Source organism: Pseudoxanthomonas fibrivorans (genome assembly GCF_041464125.1).
GTDB lineage: Bacteria > Pseudomonadota > Gammaproteobacteria > Xanthomonadales > Xanthomonadaceae > Pseudoxanthomonas.
Genome location: NZ_JBGNUG010000001.1, coordinates 1817420 through 1840465, shown reverse-complemented (window position 1 = coordinate 1840465; position 23046 = coordinate 1817420). Strand labels below are relative to the sequence as shown.

The following is a 23046-nucleotide window of genomic DNA, read 5'->3' as shown; positions in this document are numbered from 1 at the left end:
GGGGCTTCACCGACGGAAACATGTTCGATGACCGAGTTCGCGTTCTCGCTGCAGTGGGAAAGGCTGGGCAATGAAGGCTCCGGGACCGGGCTGGTGACCGAACGCGCGCGCGTGTTCGGCGGCTGGCTGGTGCGCGTGGGCGGCAACCCGTCGGCGATGGCGGTGACCTTCGTGCCGGATGGACAGGGACGCTGGGACGGCGAGGATTTCGGCGAGGACGACTACGAGTACGAGGAGGAAGACGGCGACGAGGACGAAGAGGAGGACGAAGACCTCGACGACGACGAGGACGCCGACGAGGACGAGGACGAGGAAGACGCCGAAGAGGACGCGCGCTGACCGTGCGCATCCGGCGTGCCACCGTCGATGACGCCGCGACGCTGTCGTCGCTGGCGTCGCGCACCTTCACCGAGACCTTCGGCCACCTCTATCCGCCGGAGGACCTGGCGTCCTTCCTGGCCGACGCCTATCCGCCGGAGAAGCAGGCGGTCATCCTCGCCCATCCGGACTACGCGGTCTGGCTGCTGGAGGACGGTAGCCACGCCGTCGGCCACGCCGCCGCCGGTCCCTGCGGCCTGCCGCATGCGGACGTGCGGCGCGGCGACGGCGAACTCAAGCGCCTGTACGTGCTGGCTTCGCACCAGAACGGCGGCTGGGGCGGCCGGCTGTTCGACGAGGCCGAGCGCTGGCTGCTGCGCGATGGCCCGCGCAACCTCTGGGTCGGCGTCTGGTCGGAGAACCTCGGTGCCCAGCGCTTCTACGCGCGGCATGGCTTCGGCAAGGTCGGCACCTACGAGTTCCCGGTCGGCCGGGTCCGGGACCTGGAATTCATCCTGCGCCGCCCGGCCCAAGCGCAGGCCGGCGGCTGAGCGGTGGCCGAGGCACCGCTGCGCGTCCTGCTGCTGCACGGGCTCTGGATGCCAGGGCTGTCGATGGGCTGGATGGCACGCAGGCTGCGCAGCGAGGGATTCATTACTTCCGTCTTCGCCTATCCCGGGGCGATGGCCGGTCCCGGCGTGGTCGTGCCGGCGCTGTCGGCGCGGCTGCGGGCGGCCGATGCGGTGGTTGCACACAGCCTCGGCGGCCTGATGACGCTCGAGGCGCTGCGGCATGGCGGTTTTCCCGGCATCGGCCGCGTCGTCTGCCTGGGCTCGCCGCTGTGCGGCAGTGGAGCGGCGCGCGGCTTGCGTACGCACGCGGCCACCGCCTGGATGCTTGGCCGCGCCGCGCCCCTGCTGCGCCGGGGGTGCGGGCCGTGGGAGGGCAGTGCCCGGGTGGGCATGGTCGCCGGCACGCGCGCGCTCGGCTTCGGCCGCTGGTTCGCCCGCTTCGAAGGCCCGAGCGATGGCACGGTGTCGGTGGCCGAGACGCGGCTGCCGGGCCTGGCCGATCATTGCCTGGTGGACGCCAGCCACAGCGGCCTGCTGTTCTCGGCCGCCGCCGCCGGGCAGGCGGCCCATTTCCTGCGCCACGGCTGCTTCGAGGCAGGCGGCCAGGCGCGCATGGAGACGCGGCGCGAGGTGTAAAATCGCCGCATCGCACATGCAGGACACCGGAAAGCGCCATGGGTAGAGGCCCGTCGATCGAAGCCCGCAAGAACGCCACCGATGCCAAGCGCGGCAAGGTGTTCACCAAGCTGATCCGCGAGATCGGCGTGGCCGCCCGCGCCGGCGGCGGCGACCCTGCCAACAACCCGCGCCTGCGCGCGGCGATGGACAAGGCGCTGACCGCGAACATGTCCAAGGACGTGATCGAACGCGCGATCAAGAAGGCCACCGGCGAGCTGGAAGGCGTCGAGTACGAGGAGATCCGCTACGAGGGCTACGCGCCCGGCGGCGTGGCGGTGATCGTCGACTGCCTGACCGACAACCGCGTGCGCACCGTGGCCGACGTGCGCCATGCCTTCTCCAAGTGCGGCGGCAACATGGGCACCGAGGGCTCGGTGGCCTTCATGTTCAAGCGACTGGGCGTGCTCAGTTACGAGGGCGGCGACGAAGAGAAGATCACCGAGGCGGCGATCGAGGCCGGCGCGGACGACGTCGTGGTCTACCCGGAGGACGGCGCCATCGACGTGCTCACCCCGCCGGACCAGTTCGACGCGGTCAGGCAGGCGATGGAGGCGGCCGGCCTGGTGCCCGGCTACGCCGAGGTCACCTTCCGGGCCGACAACGACATCGCCGTTCCGGGCGAGACCGCGCAGCAGGTGTCCAAGCTGCTGGGCATGCTCGAGGACCTGGACGACGTCCAGAACGTCTATTCCAACGCCGACCTGGGCGACGCCGGCTGACCATGCACCCGCGCGGTGGCGAAGCGGTGGCGGTGCCTGCGACGGCAGCGGAGGCGGCGGCGTGAGCGCGCTGCGCCCGCCGGTGGTGCAGGCCACCGTGCGCATCCTCGGCATCGATCCCGGTTCGCAGCGTACCGGCGTCGGCATCATCGACGTCGAGCCCGGCGGGCGCGTGCGCCATGTCCACCACCAGCCGCTGGTGCTGCTGGGCGAAGGTGACTTCGCCGCGCGCCTGAAGCGCCTGCTGCACGGCCTGGCCGCGCTGATGGACGAGTACCGGCCGGAGGAAGTGGCGATCGAGCAGGTGTTCGTCGGCCGCAGCGCCGATTCGGCGCTGAAGCTGGGCCAGGCGCGCGGTGCGGCGATCAGCGCGGTGGTCCTGCGCGACCTGCCGGTAAGCGAGTATGCCGCCCGCGAGGTCAAGCTGGCGGTGGTCGGCACCGGCGGTGCCGACAAGGCGCAGATCCAGCACATGGTGTCGGCCATGCTCGGCCTGAGCGGCAAGGTCCAGGCCGACGCGGCCGACGCCCTGGCCATCGCCCTGACCCATGCGCACGTGCGCGCCACCGCGCAGCGGCTGGGCGTCAACGCGCGCCTGGCGTGGAGCCGCAAGTGACCCAAAGGAGAGCCCGATGATCGGACGCCTGCGCGGCATCCTCGCACTCAAGCAGCCGCCGTGGCTGGTGGTCGACGTGAACGGCGTCGGCTACGAGCTGGAAGCGCCGATGAGCACCTTCTATGACCTGCCCGACCTGGGGCGCGAGGTGTCGCTGTTCACCCACTACGCGCAGAAGGAGGACAGCGTCTCGCTGTACGGCTTCCTTCGCGAAGGCGAGCGGCGCCTGTTCCGCGACGTGCAGAAGGTCAGCGGCATCGGCGCGAAGATCGCGCTGGCCGTGCTGTCGGGCGTGAGCGTGGACGAGTTCGCGCGGCTGGTGCAGGCGGGCGACATCACCGCGCTGACCCGCATCCCCGGGATCGGCAAGAAGACCGCCGAGCGCATGGTCGTCGAGTTGCGCGACCGCGCCGCGGACCTCGCCGGTGGCGCGCCTGCGGGCATGCCCGCCGCCCCCGGCGACCCGGTCGCCGACGCGATCACGGCGCTGGCCCAGCTGGGCTACAAGCCCGCCGAGGCCACCCGCATGGCCCGCGACGCCGCCGCCCCGGGCGACGAGGCCGCCGCGATCATCCGCAAGGCGTTGCAGTCGGCCCTGCGCTGACCCGATCGCCCACCCCACGACAACGCGCTAACCTAGGGCCGCCATGACCGCAGCGCACACCCCCACGCCTGCCTCGGGCCAGCACGCGCCGCACGGCGCCGGTGCCAGCCACCTCGCGCTCGTCGTCGGCGCCATCGGCGTCGTCTTCGGCGACATCGGCACCAGCCCGCTGTACACGCTCAAGGAGGCGTTCTCGCCGCACTACGGCCTGGACAGCGACCACGACACGGTGCTGGGCGTGCTGTCGCTGGCGTTCTGGGCGCTGATGGTGGTGGTCACGCTCAAGTACGTGACCATCATCATGCGCGCCGACAACGAGGGCGAGGGCGGGGTCATGGCGCTGATGGCGCTGGCCCAGCGCACCCTGAAGAACGGCTCGCGCTCGGCCTACGTGGTGGGCATCCTCGGCATCTTCGGCGCCTCGCTGTTCTTCGGCGACGGGGTGATCACCCCGGCGATCACCGTGCTCGGCGCGATCGAGGGCCTGGAGATCGCCGCGCCCGGCCTGCACCATTTCATCGTGCCGATCACCGTGGTGGTGCTGCTGCTGGTGTTCATGGCCCAGCGCTTCGGCACGGAGAAGGTGGGCAAGGTGTTCGGGCCGATCACCAGCCTCTGGTTCCTGTCGCTGGCCGCGGTGGGCACCTGGAACATCATCGAGGCGCCCGAGGTGCTCAAGGCGTTCAACCCGTACTGGGGCGCGCTGTTCTTCATGGACCACGGCTGGCACGGCATCTTCATCCTCGGCGCGGTGGTGCTGGCGGTGACCGGTGGCGAGGCGCTGTACGCGGACATGGGCCATTTCGGCGCGCCGCCGATCCGCCACGCCTGGTACTTCTTCGTCCTGCCGTGCCTGCTGCTGAACTACCTGGGACAGGGCGCGCTGGTGCTCGAGCACCCCGAACTGGTCCGGAACCCGTTCTTCGAGGCGGTTCCGTCCTGGGCGCTGTACCCGATGATCGTGCTGGCGACGATGGCCGCGGTCATCGCCTCGCAGGCGGTGATCACCGGCGCGTTCTCGGTCTCGCGCCAGGCCATGCAGCTGGGCTACATCCCGCGCATGCGGATCAAGCACACCTCGCACGACACGATCGGCCAGATCTACATCCCCGGGGTCAACTGGCTGCTGATGGTCATGGTGATCGGGCTGGTGCTGGTGTTCCGCAGCTCCAGCAACCTGGCGGTGGCCTACGGCATCTCGGTCTCGGCCACGATGCTGATCGACACCCTGCTGCTGGCCCTGGTGGCGCGCGCGCTGTGGCCGCGCTGGCGCAACTGGGTGCTGCCGCTGTGCGTGGTGTTCTTCGTGATCGAGCTCGGCTTCGTCATCGCCAACGGCGCCAAGCTGCTGCAGGGCGCGTGGTTCCCGGTGGTGCTCGGCATCGTCCTGTTCACCCTGATGCGCACCTGGCGCCGTGGCCGCGAGCTGATGCGCGAGGAGCTGCGCAAGGACGGCATCCGGGTCGATACCTTCCTGCCGGGCCTGATGCTCGCTCCCCCCGCGCGCGTCCCGGGCACGGCGGTGTTCCTCACCACCGACACCACGGTGGTGCCGCACGCGCTGCTGCACAACCTCAAGCACAACAAGGTGCTGCACGAGCGCAACGTGTTCCTGACCGTGGAAACGCTCAACGTCCCGCACGCGCCGGCCGACAAGCGGCTGAAGATGGACCAGATCGGGGACGACTTCTACCGGCTGATCGTCCGCTTCGGCTTCATGGAGACCCCGGACGTGCCGCTGGCCCTGATGCGCGCCTGCGACGTGGGCGGGATGACCTTCGACCCGATGGACACGACCTACTTCGCCAGCCGCGAGACCATCGTCGCGGGCAAGCACCGCGGCATGCCGATCTGGCGCGACAAGGTGTTCGCGGTCATGCACCGCAACGCCGCGCCGGCGACCGGGTTCTTCCGCATTCCGGGCAACCGCCTGGTGGAGCTGGGCTCGCAGGTCGAGATATGACCGCGTCCCGGCCGCTGCACCGCGGCCGGGCGCGTGCGAACATGGCGGCATGAACGATCCGCGCATCCTCACCGCCGGCGCCACCCGCGAGGACGAGGCCCTCGAGGCCTCGATCCGGCCCAGGCGGCTGGACGAATACCTGGGACAGCAGCCGGTCCGCGAGCAGCTGGGCATCTACATCGAGGCGACCAGGCGCCGCGGCGAGGCGCTGGACCACGTGCTGATCTTCGGCCCGCCCGGCCTCGGCAAGACCACGCTCAGCCACGTGATCGCCAACGAGCTGGGGGTCAACCTGCGGGTCACCTCCGGCCCGGTGATCGAGAAGGCCGGCGACCTGGCCGCGCTGCTGACCAACCTGCAGCCGCACGACGTGCTGTTCATCGACGAGATCCACCGCATGTCGCCGGTGGTCGAGGAAGTGCTCTATCCGGCGATGGAGGACTTCCAGATCGACATCATGATCGGCGAGGGCCCGGCCGCGCGTTCGATCAAGCTCGACCTGCCGCCGTTCACGCTGATCGGCGCGACCACGCGGGCGGGCCTGCTGACCGCGCCGCTGCGCGACCGCTTCGGCATCGTCCAGCGCCTGGAGTTCTACACCCCCGAGGAGCTGACCCGGATCGTGCGCCGCTCGGCGCAGATCCTCGGCATCGACTGCGAGGCGGCCGGTGCCGCCGAGATCGCCCGCCGCGCGCGCGGCACGCCGCGTATCGCCAACCGGCTGCTGCGGCGGGTGCGCGACTATGCCCAGATCAAGGCGGCCGGCCACATCGACGCGGAGGTCGCCAGCGCGGCCATGGCCATGCTCAAGGTCGACCCGGAAGGCTTCGACGAACTGGACCGGCGCCTGCTGCGCACGATCATCGAACACTTCGATGGCGGGCCGGTGGGCGTGGAATCGCTGGCCGCCTCGCTGTCGGAGGAACGCGGCACGCTGGAGGACGTGATCGAACCGTACCTGATCCAGCAGGGTTTCCTGGTCCGCAGCGCGCGCGGGCGCATGGCCACCTCAAAGGCCTACCGCCACCTCGGGCTGGTCGCGCCGGCGCGCGAGGCGGGCGAGCTGTTCTGATCCCCGGAGGGACGGCGGGGGGGACGCCCGCGCCTAGGCGCGCTGCCGCTGCGCGGCGATGCGGGCGCAGGTCGACACGGCGGCCGCCAGGCTCGAAGGATCGGCCAGTCCGCGGCCGGCGAGGTCCAGCGCCGTGCCGTGGTCGACCGCCACCCGCGGATAGGGCAGGCCCAGGGTCAGGTTGACCGCCTGTTCGAAGCCGCTGTACTTGAGCACGGGCAGGCCCTGGTCGTGGTACATCGCCAGCACCGCGTCGAAGCCGCGCAGGCGGCCGGGCAGGAACGCGGTATCCGCCGGCAGCGGTCCGGGCAGCTGCATCCCTTCGCCGCGCAGCGCCTCCAGCACCGGGATGATCGTGTCGATCTCCTCGCGCCCGAGGTGGCCATCCTCGCCGGCGTGGGGATTCAGGCCGAGCACCGCGATCACCGGATCGGCGATCCCGAAATCGGCGCGCAGCGCCTGGTGGGTCGTCCGCAGTACCCGCCGCAGCAGCGCGCCGTCGATCGCGTCGGCCACCTGGCGCAGCGGCAGGTGGGTGGTCGCCAGCGCGACCCGGACGGTGTCGTTGGCCAGCATCATGACCACCTCGCGCCCGGCGTGCCCGGCGAGCAGTTCGGTGGTCCCGGTGTAGGCGATGCCGCCCTCGTTGATGGTCGACTTCTGGACCGGGCCGGTGACCATGCCGGCGAACTCGCCACGCATGCATCCGGCGGCCGCGTCGAGCAGGGCGCCGATGACCGCGCCGGCATTGCGCGGGTCGGGCCGTCCGAAGACGACCGCGTTGTCGTTGGGGAACATCCGCAGCGGCAGGTCGCCGGGCCGGCGTGCCGGCTCGTCCTCATGCAGCAGGTTGAGCGGCAGGCCCAGCGCGCGGGCGGCGGACTGCAACGTCGCCGGGTCGGCCAGAGCCACCAGCCGGCAGTCCTGCCGGAGCGCCTGGGCGAGGCGGACGCACAGTTCCGGCCCGACCCCAGCCGGTTCCCCCGGAACCAGAGCGAGCCGGGGGAGCGTCACCTCAGCCGCCGGTGGGCGGCGTCGCGGCGGGTTCGGCCGCCGGCGCGGGGGCGGCGTCCGCCGCGCGGTCGCCGGTGCGGAACACGACGTAGGCTTCCCCGCGCAGCTCCTGCAGGTAGCGGTTGTATTCCTCTTCCAGCTTGCGCCGGCCGATGGTTTCGCGGACCTGAGCCCGGCGGTTGTTGTCGGTGACGTCGGTCTGCCGCTGGGCCACCCGCTGGATGACGTGCCAGCCGGCGTCGGTGCGGAACGGCTGGGAAACGGCGCCATCGGCCAGCGCGGTGACCTGCTGGCCGAAGTCGGGGCCGAAGGCGTCGGCCGGGAACCAGCCCAGGTCGCCGCCCTGGCCGCGGGTGTTGTTGTCCTCGGACGATTCGCGGGCCACGTCCTCGAAGCCGGCGCCGCCGGCCACGCGCGCGCGCAGCGTCTCGATCCGGGCCTTGGCGGTGGCGTCGTCCTGGCGGTCGTTGACCCTGACCAGGATATGGCGCACGTGGTACTCGCTGACCGTCTGCGTCGCCGCGCCGGCCGCATCGGCGTCGCGGACCTCGACCAGCTGCAGCAGCTGGAAGCCGCTCGGGCCACGGATCGGGCCGAACACCTGGCCGGGCGTCATGTCGCTGATCGCGCGCGAGAACGCGCTGGGGATCTCGTCCAGGCTGCGCCAGCCCAGGTCGCCGCCCTCCAGCGCATTCGGGCTGTCGGAATAGCGGACGGCCGCGGCGTTGAAGGTCAGCTCGCCGCGGTCGATCACGCTCTTGATGCCCTCGATCTTGCGCTGGCCGGTGGCGATCTGCTCGGCGGTCGCGCCTTCGGGCAGGCCGACCAGGATGTGCGCCAGGTGGTACTGGCGGCCGCCGCTGGCCTGCTGGGCCAGGGCCGCGTCGACCTCGCTCTCGCTGACGTTGATCCGGCTCTGGGCGAAGCTCTGGCGCAGGCGCTGGACCATGATCTCGTCGGCCAGCGAGCGCCGGAAGTCGTCGAACGACAGGCCGTCGGCGGCCAGCCGCTGGCGCAGGCCGTCCGTCGACAGGTTGTTCTGCTGGGCGATGGACGCGACGGCCTGGTTCATTTCCTGGTCGCTGATGCGGATGCCGTTGCCCTTGGCGCGCTCGACCTGGATGCGGGTGAGCACGAGGCGCTCCAGCACCTGCCGCTCCAGCACCGCGCGCGGCGGCAGCTGGTTCTCGCGGCCGGCGTACTGGCCGATGACGTTGCGCATGGCCTGGTCCAGCTCGCTCTGCAGGACGACGTTCTCGTCCACGACCGCGGCGATGCGTTCGACCGGCTGCAGTTGCTGGGCCGGCGCGGCGAAGGGCAGGGAAAGCAGGGCGGCGACCGCCAGCAGGGTCGCGGAAAGACGTGGGCTCATGGACTCACGGAATGATGTTCGGATCGTAAGCGTCCGGATCGGGCGTGGTGTTGCTGGGCGGGACCAGGTACAGGTCGTCGCGGTAGTAGCCGAGAATAGCACGGCGCAACGTCCGCTCCGTGTCCTGGCCTGCCGACCCTAGGCCCTTGAGGACGAATTCGAACTGAATGGCGTTGTCGATCTCGCCCTCCCGGTTGCGCACGTAGCGGCGGGCCAGGGCGCGGATCGCCAGGCAGCAGCTGTCCCACTGCACGCCGCCGACCGCCTCCAGCAGCTTGTCCTCGTCGATCGAGTAGTAGTAGCGGCCGACCACGCTCCAGACCGGGTTGATCGGGTACAGGAAGGAGAAGTCCGCCTGTTCCAGCAGGTCGCGGCGGTAGCGGTAGTTCAGGTTGACCACGCCGTCGCCCGGCCAGAGGTAGCGGGCGCGCACGCTGGCCAGGTCCTCGCGGCGGAACTTGGGGTCCCACTGGTAGGAGGCGCCGAGGTTCCAGCGGTCGTTGATCACGTAGTTGGCGTCGGCGACCCATGCCGACTTGCCCTCCTCCACCGGCAGCTCGCCCGGGGCGACCACGCGGGAGTCCTCGAAGTAGCGGATCTGGCCGATGCTGGCCGAGAGCTTCTCGCGGCCGTCGGCCTGGCGGATCAGCCGCGTGCTCAGGGCCACGGTCAGCTGGTTCGCGTCGGTCTGCCGGTCGGCGCCGGAATAGCGGTTGTCGCGGAACAGCTGGCCCCAGCTGAAGGTGAACGGCCGGGTGTCGAACAGCGGCAGGCCGTCCTGCTCGCGGTAGGGCGCGTTGAGGTAGAACAGCCGCGGCTCGAGGGTGTGCAGGTAGGCGGTGTCGCCGATGGTGGTGTCGCGGTCGAAGTACATGCCCGCATCGAGCGAGGCGATCGGCAGGTTGCGGTCCGGCGAGGTGTCGCCGCCGAGGGTCTGGGCCAGTTCCTCGTCCAGCTGGTAGCCGGTGAAGCGCCAGGCCAGGGTCGGCGTCACGTACCACGCCGGGCCGCCGAGCCGGGCGGAGATGTAGGGCTTGAGGTCCAGGCGGCTGCCGCCGGGACGTTCGCTGTGCTGGAAGCGGACCGCTTCGGCCCAGAGCCCCGCGTCCAGCCAGTGCCCCAGGGGCTGTTCCCAGTTCGCGTAGAAGCGCGGCAGCCGGCTGTAGGGCAGGTTGGCTTCGGTGAGCGTGTAGTCGGTCAGCTGGAAATGCTCGGCCATCGCGCCGGCCGTCCAGTACTGGCCGACGCCGTAGACGCCGGCGGTGCTCTGCAGGTACGACGCGGATACGCCGGCGAGCCGGTTGCTGAAGTCCTCGACATAGCGATCGTCGCTGACCCAGCCCAGGGTCGCGCGTGCCTGCCAGTTCTGGTTGACGTTGTGGTAGCCGCTGAACAGGAAGCGGCCGCGGTCGCGGTCGCGCAGGTCGTCGTCGGGCATGTACGAGGCGTTGATGATGCCTCGCCCGCCTTCGTAGAGGTAGCGGAACTCGGTGTCCAGCAGCAGGCCGCGCTTGCTCATCCAGCGCGGCTGCAAAGTCATGTCGTAGTTGGGCGCCAGGTTGAGGTAGATCGGCTGGCGGTAGTCGAAGCCGTTGCGCCCGGACATGCTCACCGAGGGATAGAGCAGGCCGGTGAGGCGGCGGTCGTCGACCGGGAACTTGAACCACGGCACGTACAGGACCGGGAACTTGCCCATGCGCAGCACCGCGTTGCGGGCCACGCCGAAGCCTTCGTCGCTGTCCACGTCGATCTGTTGCGCGCGCAGCTCCCACATCTGCTGCGACGGGTCGCAGGTCGTGTAGGTCGAGTGGTGCATCTGCCCGAGCGGCCCGGTCAGCCGGATCGAATCGGCGCCGCCGTTGCCGCGCCGGTCCACCAGCTGGTAGCGGATGTCGCTGATGGTATGGATGTCGGTGTTCTGGTTGCCCTCGGCGCGCTCGGCGACGATGCGGATGCCCGAGTCCTGGTAGCGGACGTTGCCTTCGGCCACGTAGTCGCCCGTCTCGGTGTCCATCTTGATGCTGTCGGTGCCCAGGAACTGGTCGCCCCGGGTCAGCGCGACGTTGCCCTGGATCTGCGGGGTGGTCCGGGTGCCGCTCTGTTCGTCGCCTTCGATGACCGTGGGTTGCGCCTCGCGGGCCGGGTCACCGGGCTGGGCCGCCGGCGGCGCGCCGCTGAAGGGCGGGATGATGTCGCCGGCCGGGCACAGCGCCCAGTTCAACGGCTTGTCGTCCGCGGCAGCCGCGGGCCCGGCCAGGCAGGCCGCGATGCTCAACGTCAGCGGAAGCAGGCGCAGGGGGGGTCGCACAGGCGGGGGCATCCAGGCCGAAAAATCGTCGGTAGCTTGCCGGATGGGGGTGCATGCGGGCAATGAAAGCGCGCCCGCCCTGCTGGCTGGGGTTCATCCCGCCCGTGGCAGCCCGGTCAGGCCCGCAGCGCGCCGACGTGCGCGACGGCGCATTCGGCCAGCGCGTCCAGGTTGTAGCCGCCCTCCAGCATCGACACGATCCGGCCGCCATGGCGGCGGGCGATGGCCTGCAGTTCGCCGGTGAGCCAGGCGAAGTCCTCCGCATCGAGCATCAGGTCCGCCAGCGGGTCGGCCAGGTGCCCGTCGAAGCCGGCCGACACCACGACCAGCTGGGGGCGCAATCCGTCCAGCAGCGGGAGCAGCGAATCCAGCCAGGTGTTGCGGAAACGGAAGCCGCCGCTGCCCGGCGGCAGCAGCACGTTGTGCAGGTTGCCCGCACCGCGGTCGTGCACGCTGCCGCTGTGCGGGTAGAGCCCGGACTGGTGGCTGCTGAAGTAGGCCACCCGCGGCTCGGCCTGGAAGATGGCCTGGGTGCCGTTGCCGTGGTGGACGTCGAAATCCACCACCGCGATCCGCTCCAGCCCGTGCCGGTCGCGGGCGTGGGCGGCCGCCACGGCGACGTTGTTGAACAGGCAGAAGCCCATCGCCGTGTCGGCGGTGGCGTGGTGCCCGGGGGGGCGCACCGCGCAGAACGCGGCCGTGTCCTCGCCGGCCATCAGCGCGTCGACCGCGGCGACGCCGGCCCCCGCGGCATGCAGGGCGGCGCGGCCGGAACCGGACGACAGCACGGTGTCGGGATCCAGCCGGTGCCGTTCCCCCTGCAGCGGGGCCAGCACCTCGTCCACCAGGCTGGCGGCGTGGACGCGCAGCAGGTCGCCGCGCATCGCCATCGGCGCTTCGCGCCAGGGCTGGTCCGGAAACGCGCGCTGCAGCGCGTCGAGCACCGCGCGCAGCCGGGCCGGCCGCTCCGGGTGCTCGGGGCCGGGGTCGTGCTCGAGGCAGGCGGGGTGGGTCCAGGCCAGCATGCCGCCACGCTAGCGCGGCGCGGACGGCGGCGCCATCGCCCGCGCGTCGCGCGGCCGCCTCAGCGGGCGGCGTGGCGCCGCTCGTGCTTCCACGTGACCTCGCCCTGGCCGCCGGCCCGGGCCAGCACGCGGGCGAGCACGAACAGCAGGTCGGACAGGCGGTTGAGGTAGCCGATCGCCTCGGGCCGCACCGCCTCGATCCGGGCCAGGGCCACGGTGGCGCGTTCGGCGCGGCGCACGATGGTGCGGGCCAGGTGGCAGCGCGCGGCCGCTTCGCCGCCTGCGGGGAGGATGAATTCCTTCAACGGCGGCAGGTCCGCGTTGTGGCGGTCGAGCTGGCGTTCCAGCGCGTCGATGTCGGCCGGCTGGATCGCCGCGTGGCCGGGGATGCACAGCTCGCCGCCGAGGTCGAACAGCTGGTGCTGGACCGCGGTCAGCAGGTCGCGCACGTCGTCCGGCACCCCGGGGGCGGCCAGCACCACGCCGATCGCCGAATTCGCCTCGTCGACGGTGCCGTAGGCCTCGACCCGCAGGGAGTCCTTGCCGGTCCGGCTGCCGTCGCCCAGCCCGGTGCTGCCGTCGTCGCCGGTGCGGGTGTAGATCTTCGAGAGCCGGTTGCCCATCGGCGGTGGCCGGGTCGACCCGGGCTCAGTGGGCGGTGCGGTCGCCGGCGCCGCGGCCGGCCAGCGGGGCGATGCGCTCGGCGGCCACCTGCAGCGCGGCGGCGATGCCGACGTAGACGCCCGCGGTCACCAGGTACGGCGCCAGCCAGTCGGTGTAGTTCTTCCACCAGCCGGCGAAGGTCGGATCGGTGACCGAGTCGCTGATCCAGTAGAAGCTGCCCTGCGCGAGCAGGTGGCAGGCCAGCACCGAGACCACGAACGCGGCGGCCAGGCGGCCCAGGGCGTCCCAGCCGGCGCCCGCGTAGCCGCGGCGCAGCCAGGCGCCGCCGGCCCACATCGCGGCATAGGCCGGGACCAGGAACCAGTAGGCCGCCGACACGCAGTAGTGGTTCCAGAAATCGATGCCCTGGCCGGTGATCACGTACCAGTCCACCCCCACGGCCAGCGCCATCAGCAGCGGGAATGCCCAGCGGCCCCAGCCGCGCAGGTGGAAGCCGGCGATGAAGAACACCGCCCAGCTCGCGTCCGGCGGCGAGAAATGGTCGAACACGTGCGCGCGCGAAGCGGCCATCAGCAGGGCCAGGACGGACAGGATGAACAGGCGGGACGTGTTGGCGGTCATGGCGCACGGGTGGTGAAGATCCGCCGGCATTCTAGCCGAGCACGGCCGGGGTCGCGCGCAGGGCCGCGTATCATGTGCCCATGATCCAGCCCGAGATCCGGCCCGACACCCGAACCCATGACGTGCTGATCGTCGGTGGCGGGCTCGTCGGTGCGAGCCTGGCCATCGCCCTCGACGGCCTGCCGCTGGACGTGGCCCTGGTCGAGGCCACCCCTCCGGGCGAGCTGCCGGCGGTGTTCGACCAGCGCAACCTGAGCCTGGCCGCCGCGTCGGTCAGCGCGCTCGATGCGCTGGGGGTGATGCGCAAACTGCGTGCGCCGACCGGGCCCATCCGCCGCATCCATGTCAGCCGCGCCGGCGACTTCGGCCGCGTGCGGCTGGAGGCCGCCGACTATGGCCGCGAGGCGTTCGGCCAGGTGGTCGTGGCGCGGGATTTCGGCGAGGCGCTGGAAGCACGCCTGTCGGCGTTGCCGCGCCTGACCCGCTACCGGCCGGCCCGCTTCGTCGGGCTGGACGGCGATGACGGCCAGGCTCGCGGCGTGCGCCTGGCCACCGGCGATGGCGAGCTGCACCTGCGGGCGCGGCTGGTGGTCGCGGCCGACGGCACCCGCAGCGCGCTGCGCGATGCGCTGGGCATCGCCGCGACCGGGCACGACTACGGCCAGACCCTGTTCGTCGCGCGCGTGCGCGGCGAACGCGCGCCGGACGGCACCGCGTGGGAACGCTTCACCGACGGCGGCCCGACCGCGCTGCTGCCGCGCGGCGACCGTGCCTGGGGCGTGGTCCACGGCGTCCCGGCCGCACAGGCCTCCGCGGTGGCCGCGCTCGACGAAGCGGCCTGGCTGGCGCGGATCCAGTCGCTGTTCGGCTGGCGCGCGGGACGCTTCGTCGCCGCCGGCGAGCGCAGCGCCTACCCGATCGCCTCGGTCGTGGCCGACACGCTGGTCGCGCCGCGCGCCGTGCTGCTGGGCAATGCCGCGCAGACCATCCATCCGGTCGGCGCGCAGGGGTTCAACCTCGGGCTGCGCGACGCGCTCACCCTCGCCGAGGGCCTGCGCGCCCACGCGGCCGATCCCGGCGATGCGTCGCTGCTGGAAGGGTACGCGCAGCGGCGCCGGGAAGACCGCGAGCGCACGCTGGCGTTCTCAGACGGGCTGGCGCGGATGACGGCCAACCCTTCGCCGCTGCTGCGCCCGCTGCGCAGCCTCGGCCTCCTCGCCGCCGACCGCGCCGGCTGGCTGCAGGCCTGGATGGTCGGCGGCGCCATGGGCTTCCGCGGCGACGTGCCGGAGCTGTGCCGGTGAGCGGTTACCCGAAAGGCCGCGCGCGCCTGGACGTGGCGGTGGCGGGCGGCGGCGTCGTTGGCGCGGCCTGCGCCCTGGCCCTGGCCCGCGCGGGGCTCGAGGTCGCGCTGGTCGAGCCGCGGCCGGCGCCGCGCTGGCTGGCCGAACGCGCCGACCTGCGCGTGTATGCGCTCGCCCCGGACAACGCCGCCCTGCTCGCGCGGCTTGGGGTGTGGCCGCAGGTGCTCGCGGCGCGCGCGCACCCTTACCGCCGCATGCGGGTGTGGGATGCGGCCGGCGGCGACGAGCTGGCGTTCGACGCCTCGGCGATGGCGCTGGGGGAACTGGGCTGGATCGTGGAGAACGACCTGCTGGTCGACCGGCTGTGGGCGGCGCTGGCATCGGCCGGCGTCCGCCTGCACTGCCCGGCGAAGGTCGAGGCGATGGAGCAGGACGGCGCCGGGGTGCGCCTGCGCCTGGACGACGGCGCGTGGCTGGAGTCGCGGATCGCGGTCGCCGCCGACGGCGCCGGTTCGGCCCTGCGCCGGCTCGCGGGCCTGGAGGTCGACGCGCACGACTATGGCCAGCGCGGCGTGGTCGCTTTCATCGATACCGAGCGTACCCACGAGGACACCGCGTGGCAGCGCTTCCTGCCCACCGGGCCGCTCGCGCTGCTGCCATTCGCCGGCGGGCGCAGTTCGATCGTGTGGACGCTGCCCGACGCCGAAGCGGCGCGGGTACTCGCGCTGGACGATGCGGCCTTCGCGACCGCGCTGACGGATGCGTCCGCCGCACGGCTGGGCCGTGCGGCGCCGGCGTCGCCGAAGGTCGCGTTCCCGTTGCGCCGCCAGCTGGTGCGGCAGCAGGTGGCCGGCCGGGTCCTGGTGCTCGGCGATGCGGCGCACGTGGTCCATCCACTGGCGGGGCAGGGGGTCAACCTGGGCCTGCGCGACGTGGCCGCGCTGGTGGACGAGGTCGACGCCGCGCGCCAGCGCCGCACCGACTGGACCGCACCTCACCGGCTGCAGCGCTGGGCACGCACCCGGCGCAGCGACAACACCGTGTCGGCCTACGCCTTCGAAGGCATCAACCGGCTGTTTTCCAACGCCGACATGCTGGCGTCGCTGGCGCGGGGCCCGCTGCTGGGGCTCGCCGGGAAGCTGCCCCCGCTGCAGCGCGCGCTGTGGCGCCACGCGGCGGGGCGCTGACCGCCCGCCGCCGTCAGAGGATCCAGCCGGCGAGTTCGCCGCGGTCCAGGCCGCCGTCGCGGTTGGCGTCGACGTTGCCGAATTCGGACAGCAGGCTGCGATCAACCGCGGCTTCCCGGCGGCTGACGAGGCCGTCGCCGTCGGCGTCGAGCACCGAGAAATCCAGGCGGTCGCCTCCGACCAGGCTGCGTGGTTCCAGCGAACGGATGATGGTCCGTTCGCCGTTGGCCCCTTCGATCACCACCATCCCGGTCTGGTGCTGCAGCGGCTGGTCGTGCGGGGTCGCCACGGGCGGCGGCAGCGGCAGGGTGGCCGCCGGCGTGCCGCGGGTGGCGGCGGCGGGGCTGGCGGCCAGGGCCAGGAGCAGCAGGGCGGGGGCGAGGCGGTTCATGGCGGGCGCGCGGGAGGACATGCCCGCCACGCTAGGGCCTGCCCGGTGAAGCCGGCTTGAACCGCACGCCGCTAGAGCACGATCCGCCGGCCGCCGCCGCGCGCCGAGGCGTAGATCGCATCGACCACGCGCATGTCGCGCACCCCTTCCTCGCCGGGCACCAGCTGCGGCCCGCGGCCGAGGATGGCGAGCGCGTCGTCGTCCATCTGTTTCGCCTGCTGGTGCCGGACCGCGTCGGCGAAGGTCTGCCCGTCGCTGGCGCGGCCCTTCAGCCCGTCGTAGGTCTGGAACGGCGACAGCTCGTACCAGCCGCGCTCGCAGTCCGCGCGCAGGGTGTTCATGTCCTGGCCGAAGCTGGTCGCGCATTCGGCCACGCTGCCGTCGGCGAACTCGAGGGTGAAGTGCATCGTCTCGTCCACGCCCTCGAACAGCTGCGGGCGGCGGACCTCCTGGCGGGCGGTGACCGCGACCGGCTCCTGGCCGCTGGTGTAGCGCGCGGCGTTGAGCGAGTACACGCCCATGTCGTACATCGCGCCGCCGCCGTGCTGCGGCAGCAGCCGCCACGGTTTGTCCGCCGGATCGACGTCGTCGTAGGCGTTGAAGCCGGCGTCGGCGCGGATCTTCAGGATCCGGCCGAACGGCTTCTCGCGCGCCAGCGCCATCAGCCGGCGCGTGTTCGGTTCGTGCTGGAGCCGGTAGCCGATCGCCAGCTGCACCTTGTTGGCGCGGCAGGCATCGACCATCGCCTGGCCCTCGGCCGCGTCCATCGCCATCGGCTTCTCGCACCACACGTGCTTGCCGGCGCTGGCCGCGCGCAGGGTCAGCGGCTTGTGCAGGTCGTTGGGGGTGACGATGTAGACGGCCTGGATGTCCGGGTTGTCGGCGATCCGGTCGAAGTCGTCGTAGCTGTAGACGTTGCCGTCGGGGATGCCGTACTTCTGCTGCCAGGCCGGGATCTTCTCCGGCGAACCGGTGACGATGCCGGCCAGGTGGCAGTGCTCGGCCAGCGCCAGGCCCGGCGCCAGCTGGTGTGTGGCGTAGCCGCCCAGCCCGACCAGCGCGACGCCGACCGAATCCTTGCGCCGCGCGCCCTTGCCGTTCTTGTCCATCGGGTTCTCCGCGCGGAGGGGAAGGGTGGCGCCGATGCCCGCGCCGGCCATCGCGGCGAGCAGTCGGCGTCGGGTGAGTTCCAGGTGCATGCGGTCGGCTCCGGTCGGCGCGCCTTCGGCGCGGATCGCCCCGCACCATAGGACGACGGCGGCCGCGCCGCCACCCCGCGCACGGCATGCGGGCCATGCCCGGCGCGAATACCGTGGGCGCGTCTGGCACACTGGCGCGCGCATCGCCATGGAGGACGCCGCCATCGCCCGAACGACACCGCTCCACGCCGCGGCCCTGGTCGCGATGGTATCCATCGCAACGGTAGCGGGGTCGCCGGCGCAGCCGGCGGGGACCGGCCCGGATTATGTCGCGCGCGACTTCGTAGGCGACGGCGTGTTCGGCGACGGCATCGAAGGCCCGGCGACCGGCCCGGGCGGCGCGCTGTACGCGGTGGCGTTCGGCCGCGACGGCACCATCGGCCGGGTCACGACCGGCGCCGAAGGCCGCGGCGAGGCCACGCTGTTCGTCGAGTTGCCCGATGGCAGCACCGGCAACGGCATCCGCTTCGGCGCCGACGGCACGATGTTCGTGGCCGACTACACAGGGCACAACGTGCTGGCCATCGATCCGGCCACGCGCCAGGCGCGCGTGTTCGCCCATCTCGACGGCGCGCACCAGCCCAACGACATCGCCCTGGCGCCCGACGGCACGCTCTACGCCAGCGACCCGGACTGGAAGAACAGCAGCGGGCAGCTCTGGCGCATAGGCCGCGACGGCCGCGTGCAGCGGCTGGAGACCGGCATGGGCACCACCAACGGGATCGAGGTCAGCCCCGATGGCCGGCGCCTGTACGTCAACGAGAGCGTGCAGCGCACCGTCTGGGTGTACGACATCGATGCCGCCGGTGGCGTGTCGAACAAGCGGCTGCTGACGACGTTCGCCGACCATGGCCTGGACGGCATGCGCAGCGACGCGGACGGCAACCTCTACATCGCCCGCTATGGCGCCGGCGTGGTCGCCGTCGTCTCGCCGGACGGCACGCTGCTGCGCGAGGTCCCGCTCAAGGGCCGGAAGCCGACCAATGTCGCCTTCGGCGGTGCCGACGGCCGCGACGTCTACGTCACCCTGCAGGACCGCGGCGCGATCGAGACGTTCCGCAGCGGGCGGCCGGGCCGGGAGTACGGGCGCTGAACCCGCGCGGCTGAACGGCTCACGTGCGGGCGCCGGCGTGGCGCGCGCCTCCGCGCCGGTCACAGCCCGTGCGACACCCGCCGCCGATACTGGTCCACCGGAGGAGGCACGACCATGCAGCAGCTCGAACTGAAAGATCCGGCGGCCTTCGCCGCCGAATTCCTCCGCCAGACCCAGTTGCAGGGCTTCGGTGCACTGAGCAAGCGCGACCTGGAACTGCTGGTCTACGTGCTGCTCGAGCGCGACGGGGCGATCGACCGCAATGCCAGCAACCACGCCGCCGCCACCCAGCTGAGGATCACCCCGGCCAAGCTGCGGGCGCTGCGCAGCGACGGCTACGCGCGCTGGCGCCAGCTCGTCGCCGAGCCGGCGGACGTGGCCCTGCGCCGGATCCTCGCCCACGTGCTGACCGAGGCCAACCTGCGCGCCGGCAGCCGCCATGTCAGCGAGCGCAGCCGCAAGGACGGGTTCCTCGCCGTGCGCGTGGAGCATCCCGACGACCGTCTGCAGCTGGAACAGGCGATCCTCGATGCCGGCGCGCTGCCGGTCTACGAGCGCAACCGCGAGGTCCTGGCCGTGCGTTTCGACACGCTGGTCGCGCTGGCCGAGCGCAGCGGTTTCCTGCAACCGGACACCGAGGCGGTGGTGAAGGCGTTGCGCAAGCTGGCGCCGGCGTCCGAAGAGCTGGCCGACCTGCTCGAGAAGGACGTGACCAAGCTGCGCTGGGAGGACGCACGCAACGCGCTCAACAGCCTCGGTGCCAAGGCGGTGTCGTCCACGGCCGAAGGCGGGGTCAAGGCGCTGCTGAAGCTGGCGTTCCCGTTCTTGCCCTGAACACGGTTCCACTGGCGCCCGTGCGCCGGGCACGCCCGCATCGGCTGCGCCAGGCCCGGACCGCCGGCAGTCAGGCCGCCGGGGTGGCGAAGACCGTGATCTCCTCGCGGTCGTGGTAGAGCTGGCGGGCGCGCACGGTCAGCGGCCGCCCGGCCTGCCCGGCGAACAGGTCCAGGCACAGCCGGGTCTCCTGCCAGCGCTTCTTCATCGGCAGCTTGAGGTTGAACACCGCGTGCCGGCACCAGCCCTCGCGGAACCACTGCCCCATCCGCGCGGCGACCTTGCTCGGCTGCTCGACCATGTCGCAGACCATCCAGTCCAGCGGCTGCGAGGGGTGCCAGCGGAAGCCGTCGGCGCGCAGGTGTTCGACCAGCCCGGTGTCGAGCACGTGCTGGCGCAGCGGGCCGTTGTCGACCGAGGTGACGCGCAGGTGCTGGCGGGTCAGCACCCAGGTCCAGCCACCGGGCGCGGCGCCGAGGTCGGCGGCGGTCATGCCCGGGCGCAGCAGGCGCTCGCGCTCGTCGGGCGTCAGCAGGGCGAGGAAGGCCTCTTCCAGTTTCAGCGCCGAGCGCGAAGGCGCGTCCGGCAGCAGCTTCAGGCGCGGGATGCCCAGCGGCCACGGCGCGCTGTCCCGCGGATCGGCCAGTGCCAGCAGCGCGTGGTCGCCGTCCAGGAAGCACACGTGCAGCCGCGGCAACCGCGCATCCTCCTTCGGCGAAAGCACCCCGGCCTTGCGCAGCGCCGGCCGCAGCGCGTTGCCGAAGCTGCGCGCCAGGCCGGACAGCGGCTTGCCGGCGTCCGAATCCGGATGCTCGACCCACACGTCGCCCAGGCGCAGCCCGCCCGGCAGCGCGGCCAGCAGCGGGGTCAGGCGGTCCTTCGGATCCAGGCCGCGCAGTTCGGCCAGCAGGCGCAGCTTCTGCCGCGCGAACACGAGGTCGCGGAAGGGCACGGCGCGGGAGAGCGCCTGCGCGTCGCCTTCCTCGCCGGTGACAAACAGCACGTAGCCGTCGTCGCGGCTTGCACGTGCATAGCCGGCGACCCCCGCCAGCGCGGCGCGCTCGCCGAGCTCGGCGGCCAGTTCCGGTTCGAAGCCCTGTCGGCAGTAGCCCAGCAGTCCGTGCATGGTGAGGTCGGCGGCGCTCAGTAGCGCTCGCCGCCGCCTTCGCCATAGGCCCGCAGCACCGCGCGCGCGTCGCCGCGCAGCAGGTCGCGGCTGACGGTGATGCCGCGGCGTTCCAGTTCGCCGATCCAGTCCGCCGGCAGCGGGCCCTCGTCGAACTCGGTCAGTTCCATCACGTCCTCGGCGCGCGCGCCGATCAGCAGCCGGTCGATGCCGGCCCAGATGGTCGCGCCATAGCACTGGCAGCACGGCTGCGAGGAGGTGGCCAGGGTGACCGGCGACAGCACGTCGTTCAGGCGCGGGGTCTGCAGGCGCTGCTGGGCCAGCATGTAGGCCATGTTCTCGGCATGCGCCAGCGAGGTGGTGTGCGGCATCACCCGGTTCACCCCGATGGCGACCACGCGGTGGTCCGGGCCGAACACGGCCGCGCCGAACGGACCGCCGCTGCGCGCCTCGACATTGCGCCGCGACAGCTCGATCGCCAGCGCGACCTTGTCCTCGTCCGAGGCGAAGGTCGCGCCCGGTTCGAACGCATCGTGGACCCAGGCCGGCAGGGTCAGGTGGACCTGCGCGTACAGCATGCCGGCGGCCTTCAGCCCGCCGACCAGGTGTCGCGCAGGGTGACGCTGCGGTTGAACACCGGGTTGGCGGGGGTGTGGTCGCGGCGGTCGGCGACGAAGTAGCCGGTGCGCTCGAATTGGAACGACTGCTCCGGCGCGGCCTGCGCGGCGGCCGGCTCGAGCCAGCCCTGCACGGTCTTCTTCGATTCCGGGTTGAGATGGTCGCGGTAGGTCTTGCCGTCGGACTCGTCGTCGGGCTTCTCCACCGAGAACAGGCGGTCGTACAGGCGGATCTCCGCGGCCACCGCGTGCTTGGCGCTGACCCAGTGGATGGTGCCCTTGACCTTGCGGTTGGCGCCTTCCATGCCGGGGCGCGATTCCGGATCCAGCCAGCCGCGCAGCTCGACGATCCCGCCGGCGTCGTCCTTCACCACTTCGTCGACGCGGGCGATGCCGGCGCCGCGCAGGCGCACTTCGCCGCCCGGCACCAGCCGCTTCCAGCCCTTCGGCGGCACTTCGGCGAAGTCCTCGCGCTCGATCCACAGCTCGCGCGAGAACGGCACCTGGCGTTCACCCTGCGATTCGTCCTTGGGATGGTTGGAGAAGGTCAGCGACTCTTCATGGCCTTCCGGCAGGTTGGTGAGCACGAACTTCAGCGGCTCGACCACCGCCATCCGCCGCGGCGCGCTCGCGTCCAGGTCCTCGCGCAGGCAGCCCTCGAGCACCGAGAAGTCGATCACCGAGTTCTGCTTGCTGATCCCGACCCGGTCGACCAGCAGGCGCAGCGACGCGGGCGTGTAGCCGCGGCGGCGCAGGCCCTGCAGGGTGTACATGCGCGGGTCGTCCCAGCCCTCGACCAGCTGCTCGGCGACCAGCTGGGTCAGCTTGCGCTTGCTCATCACCGTGTAGTTGATGTTGAGCCGCGAGAACTCGATCTGGCGCGGCTTGCCCGCTTCCTTCGGCAGGCCGTGCCTTTCCAGCGGCGCCAGCAGGTCCGGGTTGCCGGCCAGGTCGACGTTGTCCACGCACCAGTCGTACAGCGGGCGGTGGTCCTCGAACTCCAGCGTGCACAGCGAGTGGGTGATGCCCTCGACCGCGTCGCCCAGCGCGTGGGCGAAGTCGTACATCGGGTAGATCGGCCACTCGGCGCCGGTGTTCTGGTGCTCGACGTGCTTGATCCGGTACAGCGCCGGGTCGCGCAGGTTGATGTTGCCGCTGGCCATGTCGATCTTCGCGCGCAGGGTGCGGGCGCCGTCGGCGAACTCGCCGGCGCGCATGCGCGCGAACAGGTCCAGGTTCTCCTCGACGCTGCGGTCGCGGTACGGCGAGTTGCGGCCCGGCTCGGTCAGCGAGCCGCGATAGGCGCGCACCTCGTCGGCCGACAGGTCGCAGACGAAGGCCTTGCCGTCGCGGATGAGCTTCTGCGCGGCCAGGTAGTAGACGCCGAAGTAGTCCGAGGCGTGGCGCAGGCTGGCCCAGTCGAAGCCCAGCCAGCGCACGTCGTCCTGGATCGCGGCGACGAACTCGGGGTCTTCCCTGGCCGGGTTGGTGTCGTCGAAGCGCAGGTTGCAGCGCCCGCCGAACTCGGCGGCCACCCCGAAGTCCAGGCAGATCGCCTTGGCATGGCCGATGTGCAGGTAGCCGTTGGGCTCGGGCGGGAAGCGGGTGCGGATCGCGGCGTGCTTGCCGCTGGCCAGGTCCTCGCGGACGATCTGGCGGATGAAGTCCCGCTTCTCCGGAACGGTCTCGGCGGAGGCGGTGGGCGTGGCGGGCGTGTCGGAAGCGGACATGGAGCAGGGGGCGCTGAAGGCTAAACCGGCAGTTTAGCCGAGCGGCCCCGGGCGCGGGC

The 23046-nt window shown here is 72.0% G+C and carries 23 protein-coding genes; 12 read left to right on the top strand and 11 right to left on the bottom strand.

Features of this window, described 5'->3' with window-relative positions; translation table 11 throughout:
• The first annotated feature begins 27 nt into the window (after positions 1-27).
• The 8 genes from ACA089_RS08570 (at position 28) to ruvB (ending at position 6542) form a co-directional block, all read left to right on the top strand.
• The gene (locus tag ACA089_RS08570) at positions 28-339 is read left to right on the top strand and encodes a DNA primase (protein WP_372015716.1); all 312 of its coding nucleotides are present in this window, start codon (positions 28-30) and stop codon (positions 337-339) included.
• 2 nt (positions 340-341) lie between these two features.
• A complete protein-coding gene (locus ACA089_RS08565) occupies positions 342-869 on the top strand; it encodes a GNAT family N-acetyltransferase (protein ID WP_372015713.1) in 528 nt (175 codons plus the stop codon).
• Positions 870-872: 3 nt separating this feature from the next.
• Positions 873-1526: an esterase/lipase family protein gene (locus tag ACA089_RS08560; protein ID WP_372015711.1), complete on the top strand. Its 654-nt coding sequence runs from the start codon at positions 873-875 to the stop codon at positions 1524-1526.
• A 38-nt stretch (positions 1527-1564) separates the two neighbouring features.
• Positions 1565-2287: a YebC/PmpR family DNA-binding transcriptional regulator gene (locus ACA089_RS08555; protein WP_372015709.1), complete on the top strand. Its 723-nt coding sequence runs from the start codon at positions 1565-1567 to the stop codon at positions 2285-2287.
• 97 nt (positions 2288-2384) lie between these two features.
• Entirely contained in the window at positions 2385-2903 is a 519-nt protein-coding gene (ruvC, locus tag ACA089_RS08550) for a crossover junction endodeoxyribonuclease RuvC (protein ID WP_372017714.1), read from the top strand.
• Between the two features lie 16 nt (positions 2904-2919).
• Positions 2920-3507, top strand: a complete 588-nt coding sequence (gene ruvA / locus ACA089_RS08545; RefSeq protein WP_372015706.1) for a Holliday junction branch migration protein RuvA — start codon at positions 2920-2922, stop codon at positions 3505-3507.
• Positions 3508-3550: 43 nt separating this feature from the next.
• A complete protein-coding gene (locus tag ACA089_RS08540; RefSeq protein ID WP_372015703.1) occupies positions 3551-5470 on the top strand; it encodes a potassium transporter Kup in 1920 nt (639 codons plus the stop codon).
• A 49-nt stretch (positions 5471-5519) separates the two neighbouring features.
• Positions 5520-6542 carry a Holliday junction branch migration DNA helicase RuvB gene (gene ruvB / locus ACA089_RS08535; protein WP_372015700.1) on the top strand — a complete coding sequence of 341 codons (1023 nt, stop codon included), beginning with the start codon at positions 5520-5522 and terminating at the stop codon, positions 6540-6542.
• Positions 6543-6575: 33 nt separating this feature from the next.
• Here the strand turns inward: ruvB and pdxA are convergent, their stop codons facing one another.
• From pdxA to ACA089_RS08505, 6 genes are all read right to left on the bottom strand, one after another.
• Positions 6576-7556: a 4-hydroxythreonine-4-phosphate dehydrogenase PdxA gene (gene pdxA, locus ACA089_RS08530; protein ID WP_372015697.1), complete on the bottom strand. Its 981-nt coding sequence runs from the start codon at positions 7554-7556 to the stop codon at positions 6576-6578.
• 1 nt (position 7557) lies between these two features.
• The gene (locus ACA089_RS08525) at positions 7558-8928 is read right to left on the bottom strand and encodes a peptidylprolyl isomerase (protein WP_372015694.1); all 1371 of its coding nucleotides are present in this window, start codon (positions 8926-8928) and stop codon (positions 7558-7560) included.
• 4 nt (positions 8929-8932) lie between these two features.
• A complete protein-coding gene (lptD, locus tag ACA089_RS08520) occupies positions 8933-11236 on the bottom strand; it encodes an LPS assembly protein LptD (protein ID WP_372015691.1) in 2304 nt (767 codons plus the stop codon).
• 116 nt (positions 11237-11352) lie between these two features.
• Positions 11353-12261, bottom strand: a complete 909-nt coding sequence (locus ACA089_RS08515; RefSeq protein WP_372015688.1) for a histone deacetylase family protein — start codon at positions 12259-12261, stop codon at positions 11353-11355.
• Between the two features lie 59 nt (positions 12262-12320).
• Positions 12321-12884: a cob(I)yrinic acid a,c-diamide adenosyltransferase gene (locus ACA089_RS08510; RefSeq protein WP_372015685.1), complete on the bottom strand. Its 564-nt coding sequence runs from the start codon at positions 12882-12884 to the stop codon at positions 12321-12323.
• A gap of 25 nt (positions 12885-12909) precedes the next feature.
• On the bottom strand, positions 12910-13506 hold the full coding sequence (locus tag ACA089_RS08505; RefSeq protein WP_372015682.1) for a hypothetical protein: 597 nt from the start codon (positions 13504-13506) through the stop codon (positions 12910-12912).
• Between the two features lie 80 nt (positions 13507-13586).
• Here ACA089_RS08505 and ubiH point away from each other — a divergent pair, with 80 nt between their 5' ends.
• The gene (ubiH, locus tag ACA089_RS08500) at positions 13587-14810 is read left to right on the top strand and encodes a 2-octaprenyl-6-methoxyphenyl hydroxylase (RefSeq protein ID WP_372015680.1); all 1224 of its coding nucleotides are present in this window, start codon (positions 13587-13589) and stop codon (positions 14808-14810) included.
• Positions 14807-15997: a UbiH/UbiF family hydroxylase gene (locus ACA089_RS08495; protein ID WP_372015677.1), complete on the top strand. Its 1191-nt coding sequence runs from the start codon at positions 14807-14809 to the stop codon at positions 15995-15997. The genes ubiH and ACA089_RS08495 overlap by 4 nt, the downstream gene beginning before the upstream one ends.
• Positions 15998-16010: 13 nt before the next feature.
• Here ACA089_RS08495 and ACA089_RS08490 read toward each other — a convergent pair whose 3' ends face one another.
• Both ACA089_RS08490 and ACA089_RS08485 read right to left on the bottom strand, forming a co-directional pair.
• A complete protein-coding gene (locus ACA089_RS08490; RefSeq protein WP_372015675.1) occupies positions 16011-16388 on the bottom strand; it encodes an EF-hand domain-containing protein in 378 nt (125 codons plus the stop codon).
• A 71-nt stretch (positions 16389-16459) separates the two neighbouring features.
• Positions 16460-17587, bottom strand: a complete 1128-nt coding sequence (locus tag ACA089_RS08485; RefSeq protein WP_372015672.1) for a Gfo/Idh/MocA family protein — start codon at positions 17585-17587, stop codon at positions 16460-16462.
• A gap of 148 nt (positions 17588-17735) precedes the next feature.
• On the opposite strand from ACA089_RS08485, the gene ACA089_RS08480 reads away from it, so the two are divergent.
• Positions 17736-18680, top strand: coding sequence for an SMP-30/gluconolactonase/LRE family protein (locus ACA089_RS08480; protein WP_372015670.1), 945 nt, complete (start codon positions 17736-17738; stop codon positions 18678-18680).
• Between the two features lie 114 nt (positions 18681-18794).
• On the top strand, positions 18795-19514 hold the full coding sequence (locus tag ACA089_RS08475; RefSeq protein ID WP_372015667.1) for a hypothetical protein: 720 nt from the start codon (positions 18795-18797) through the stop codon (positions 19512-19514).
• A 70-nt stretch (positions 19515-19584) separates the two neighbouring features.
• Here ACA089_RS08475 and rlmM read toward each other — a convergent pair whose 3' ends face one another.
• The 3 genes from rlmM to ACA089_RS08460 are packed head-to-tail and all read right to left on the bottom strand — an operon-like array spanning position 19585 to position 22987.
• On the bottom strand, positions 19585-20640 hold the full coding sequence (gene rlmM, locus ACA089_RS08470; protein ID WP_372015666.1) for a 23S rRNA (cytidine(2498)-2'-O)-methyltransferase RlmM: 1056 nt from the start codon (positions 20638-20640) through the stop codon (positions 19585-19587).
• Between the two features lie 17 nt (positions 20641-20657).
• A complete protein-coding gene (locus ACA089_RS08465; RefSeq protein WP_372015663.1) occupies positions 20658-21218 on the bottom strand; it encodes a nucleoside deaminase in 561 nt (186 codons plus the stop codon).
• Between the two features lie 11 nt (positions 21219-21229).
• Positions 21230-22987, bottom strand: coding sequence for a glutamine--tRNA ligase/YqeY domain fusion protein (locus ACA089_RS08460; protein WP_372015661.1), 1758 nt, complete (start codon positions 22985-22987; stop codon positions 21230-21232).
• Between the last annotated feature and the right edge of the window lie 59 nt (positions 22988-23046).

What these genes read in the sequence shown, in the direction of transcription:
- ACA089_RS08570 (WP_372015716.1), top strand. Translation starts at nt 28, where the DNA reads ATGACCGAGTTCGCGTTCTCGCTGCAGTGGGAAAGGCTGGGCAATGAA.
- ACA089_RS08555 (WP_372015709.1), top strand. Translation starts at nt 1,565, where the DNA reads ATGGGTAGAGGCCCGTCGATCGAAGCCCGCAAGAACGCCACCGATGCC.
- ruvA (WP_372015706.1), top strand. Translation starts at nt 2,920, where the DNA reads ATGATCGGACGCCTGCGCGGCATCCTCGCACTCAAGCAGCCGCCGTGG.
- ACA089_RS08540 (WP_372015703.1), top strand. Translation starts at nt 3,551, where the DNA reads ATGACCGCAGCGCACACCCCCACGCCTGCCTCGGGCCAGCACGCGCCG.
- ruvB (WP_372015700.1), top strand. Translation starts at nt 5,520, where the DNA reads ATGAACGATCCGCGCATCCTCACCGCCGGCGCCACCCGCGAGGACGAG.
- ACA089_RS08525 (WP_372015694.1), bottom strand. Translation starts at nt 8,928, where the DNA reads ATGAGCCCACGTCTTTCCGCGACCCTGCTGGCGGTCGCCGCCCTGCTT.
- ACA089_RS08515 (WP_372015688.1), bottom strand. Translation starts at nt 12,261, where the DNA reads ATGCTGGCCTGGACCCACCCCGCCTGCCTCGAGCACGACCCCGGCCCC.
- ACA089_RS08510 (WP_372015685.1), bottom strand. Translation starts at nt 12,884, where the DNA reads ATGGGCAACCGGCTCTCGAAGATCTACACCCGCACCGGCGACGACGGC.
- ACA089_RS08505 (WP_372015682.1), bottom strand. Translation starts at nt 13,506, where the DNA reads ATGACCGCCAACACGTCCCGCCTGTTCATCCTGTCCGTCCTGGCCCTG.
- ubiH (WP_372015680.1), top strand. Translation starts at nt 13,587, where the DNA reads ATGATCCAGCCCGAGATCCGGCCCGACACCCGAACCCATGACGTGCTG.
- ACA089_RS08490 (WP_372015675.1), bottom strand. Translation starts at nt 16,388, where the DNA reads ATGAACCGCCTCGCCCCCGCCCTGCTGCTCCTGGCCCTGGCCGCCAGC.
- ACA089_RS08485 (WP_372015672.1), bottom strand. Translation starts at nt 17,587, where the DNA reads ATGCACCTGGAACTCACCCGACGCCGACTGCTCGCCGCGATGGCCGGC.
- ACA089_RS08480 (WP_372015670.1), top strand. Translation starts at nt 17,736, where the DNA reads ATGGAGGACGCCGCCATCGCCCGAACGACACCGCTCCACGCCGCGGCC.
- ACA089_RS08475 (WP_372015667.1), top strand. Translation starts at nt 18,795, where the DNA reads ATGCAGCAGCTCGAACTGAAAGATCCGGCGGCCTTCGCCGCCGAATTC.
- rlmM (WP_372015666.1), bottom strand. Translation starts at nt 20,640, where the DNA reads ATGCACGGACTGCTGGGCTACTGCCGACAGGGCTTCGAACCGGAACTG.
- ACA089_RS08465 (WP_372015663.1), bottom strand. Translation starts at nt 21,218, where the DNA reads ATGCTGTACGCGCAGGTCCACCTGACCCTGCCGGCCTGGGTCCACGAT.
- ACA089_RS08460 (WP_372015661.1), bottom strand. Translation starts at nt 22,987, where the DNA reads ATGTCCGCTTCCGACACGCCCGCCACGCCCACCGCCTCCGCCGAGACC.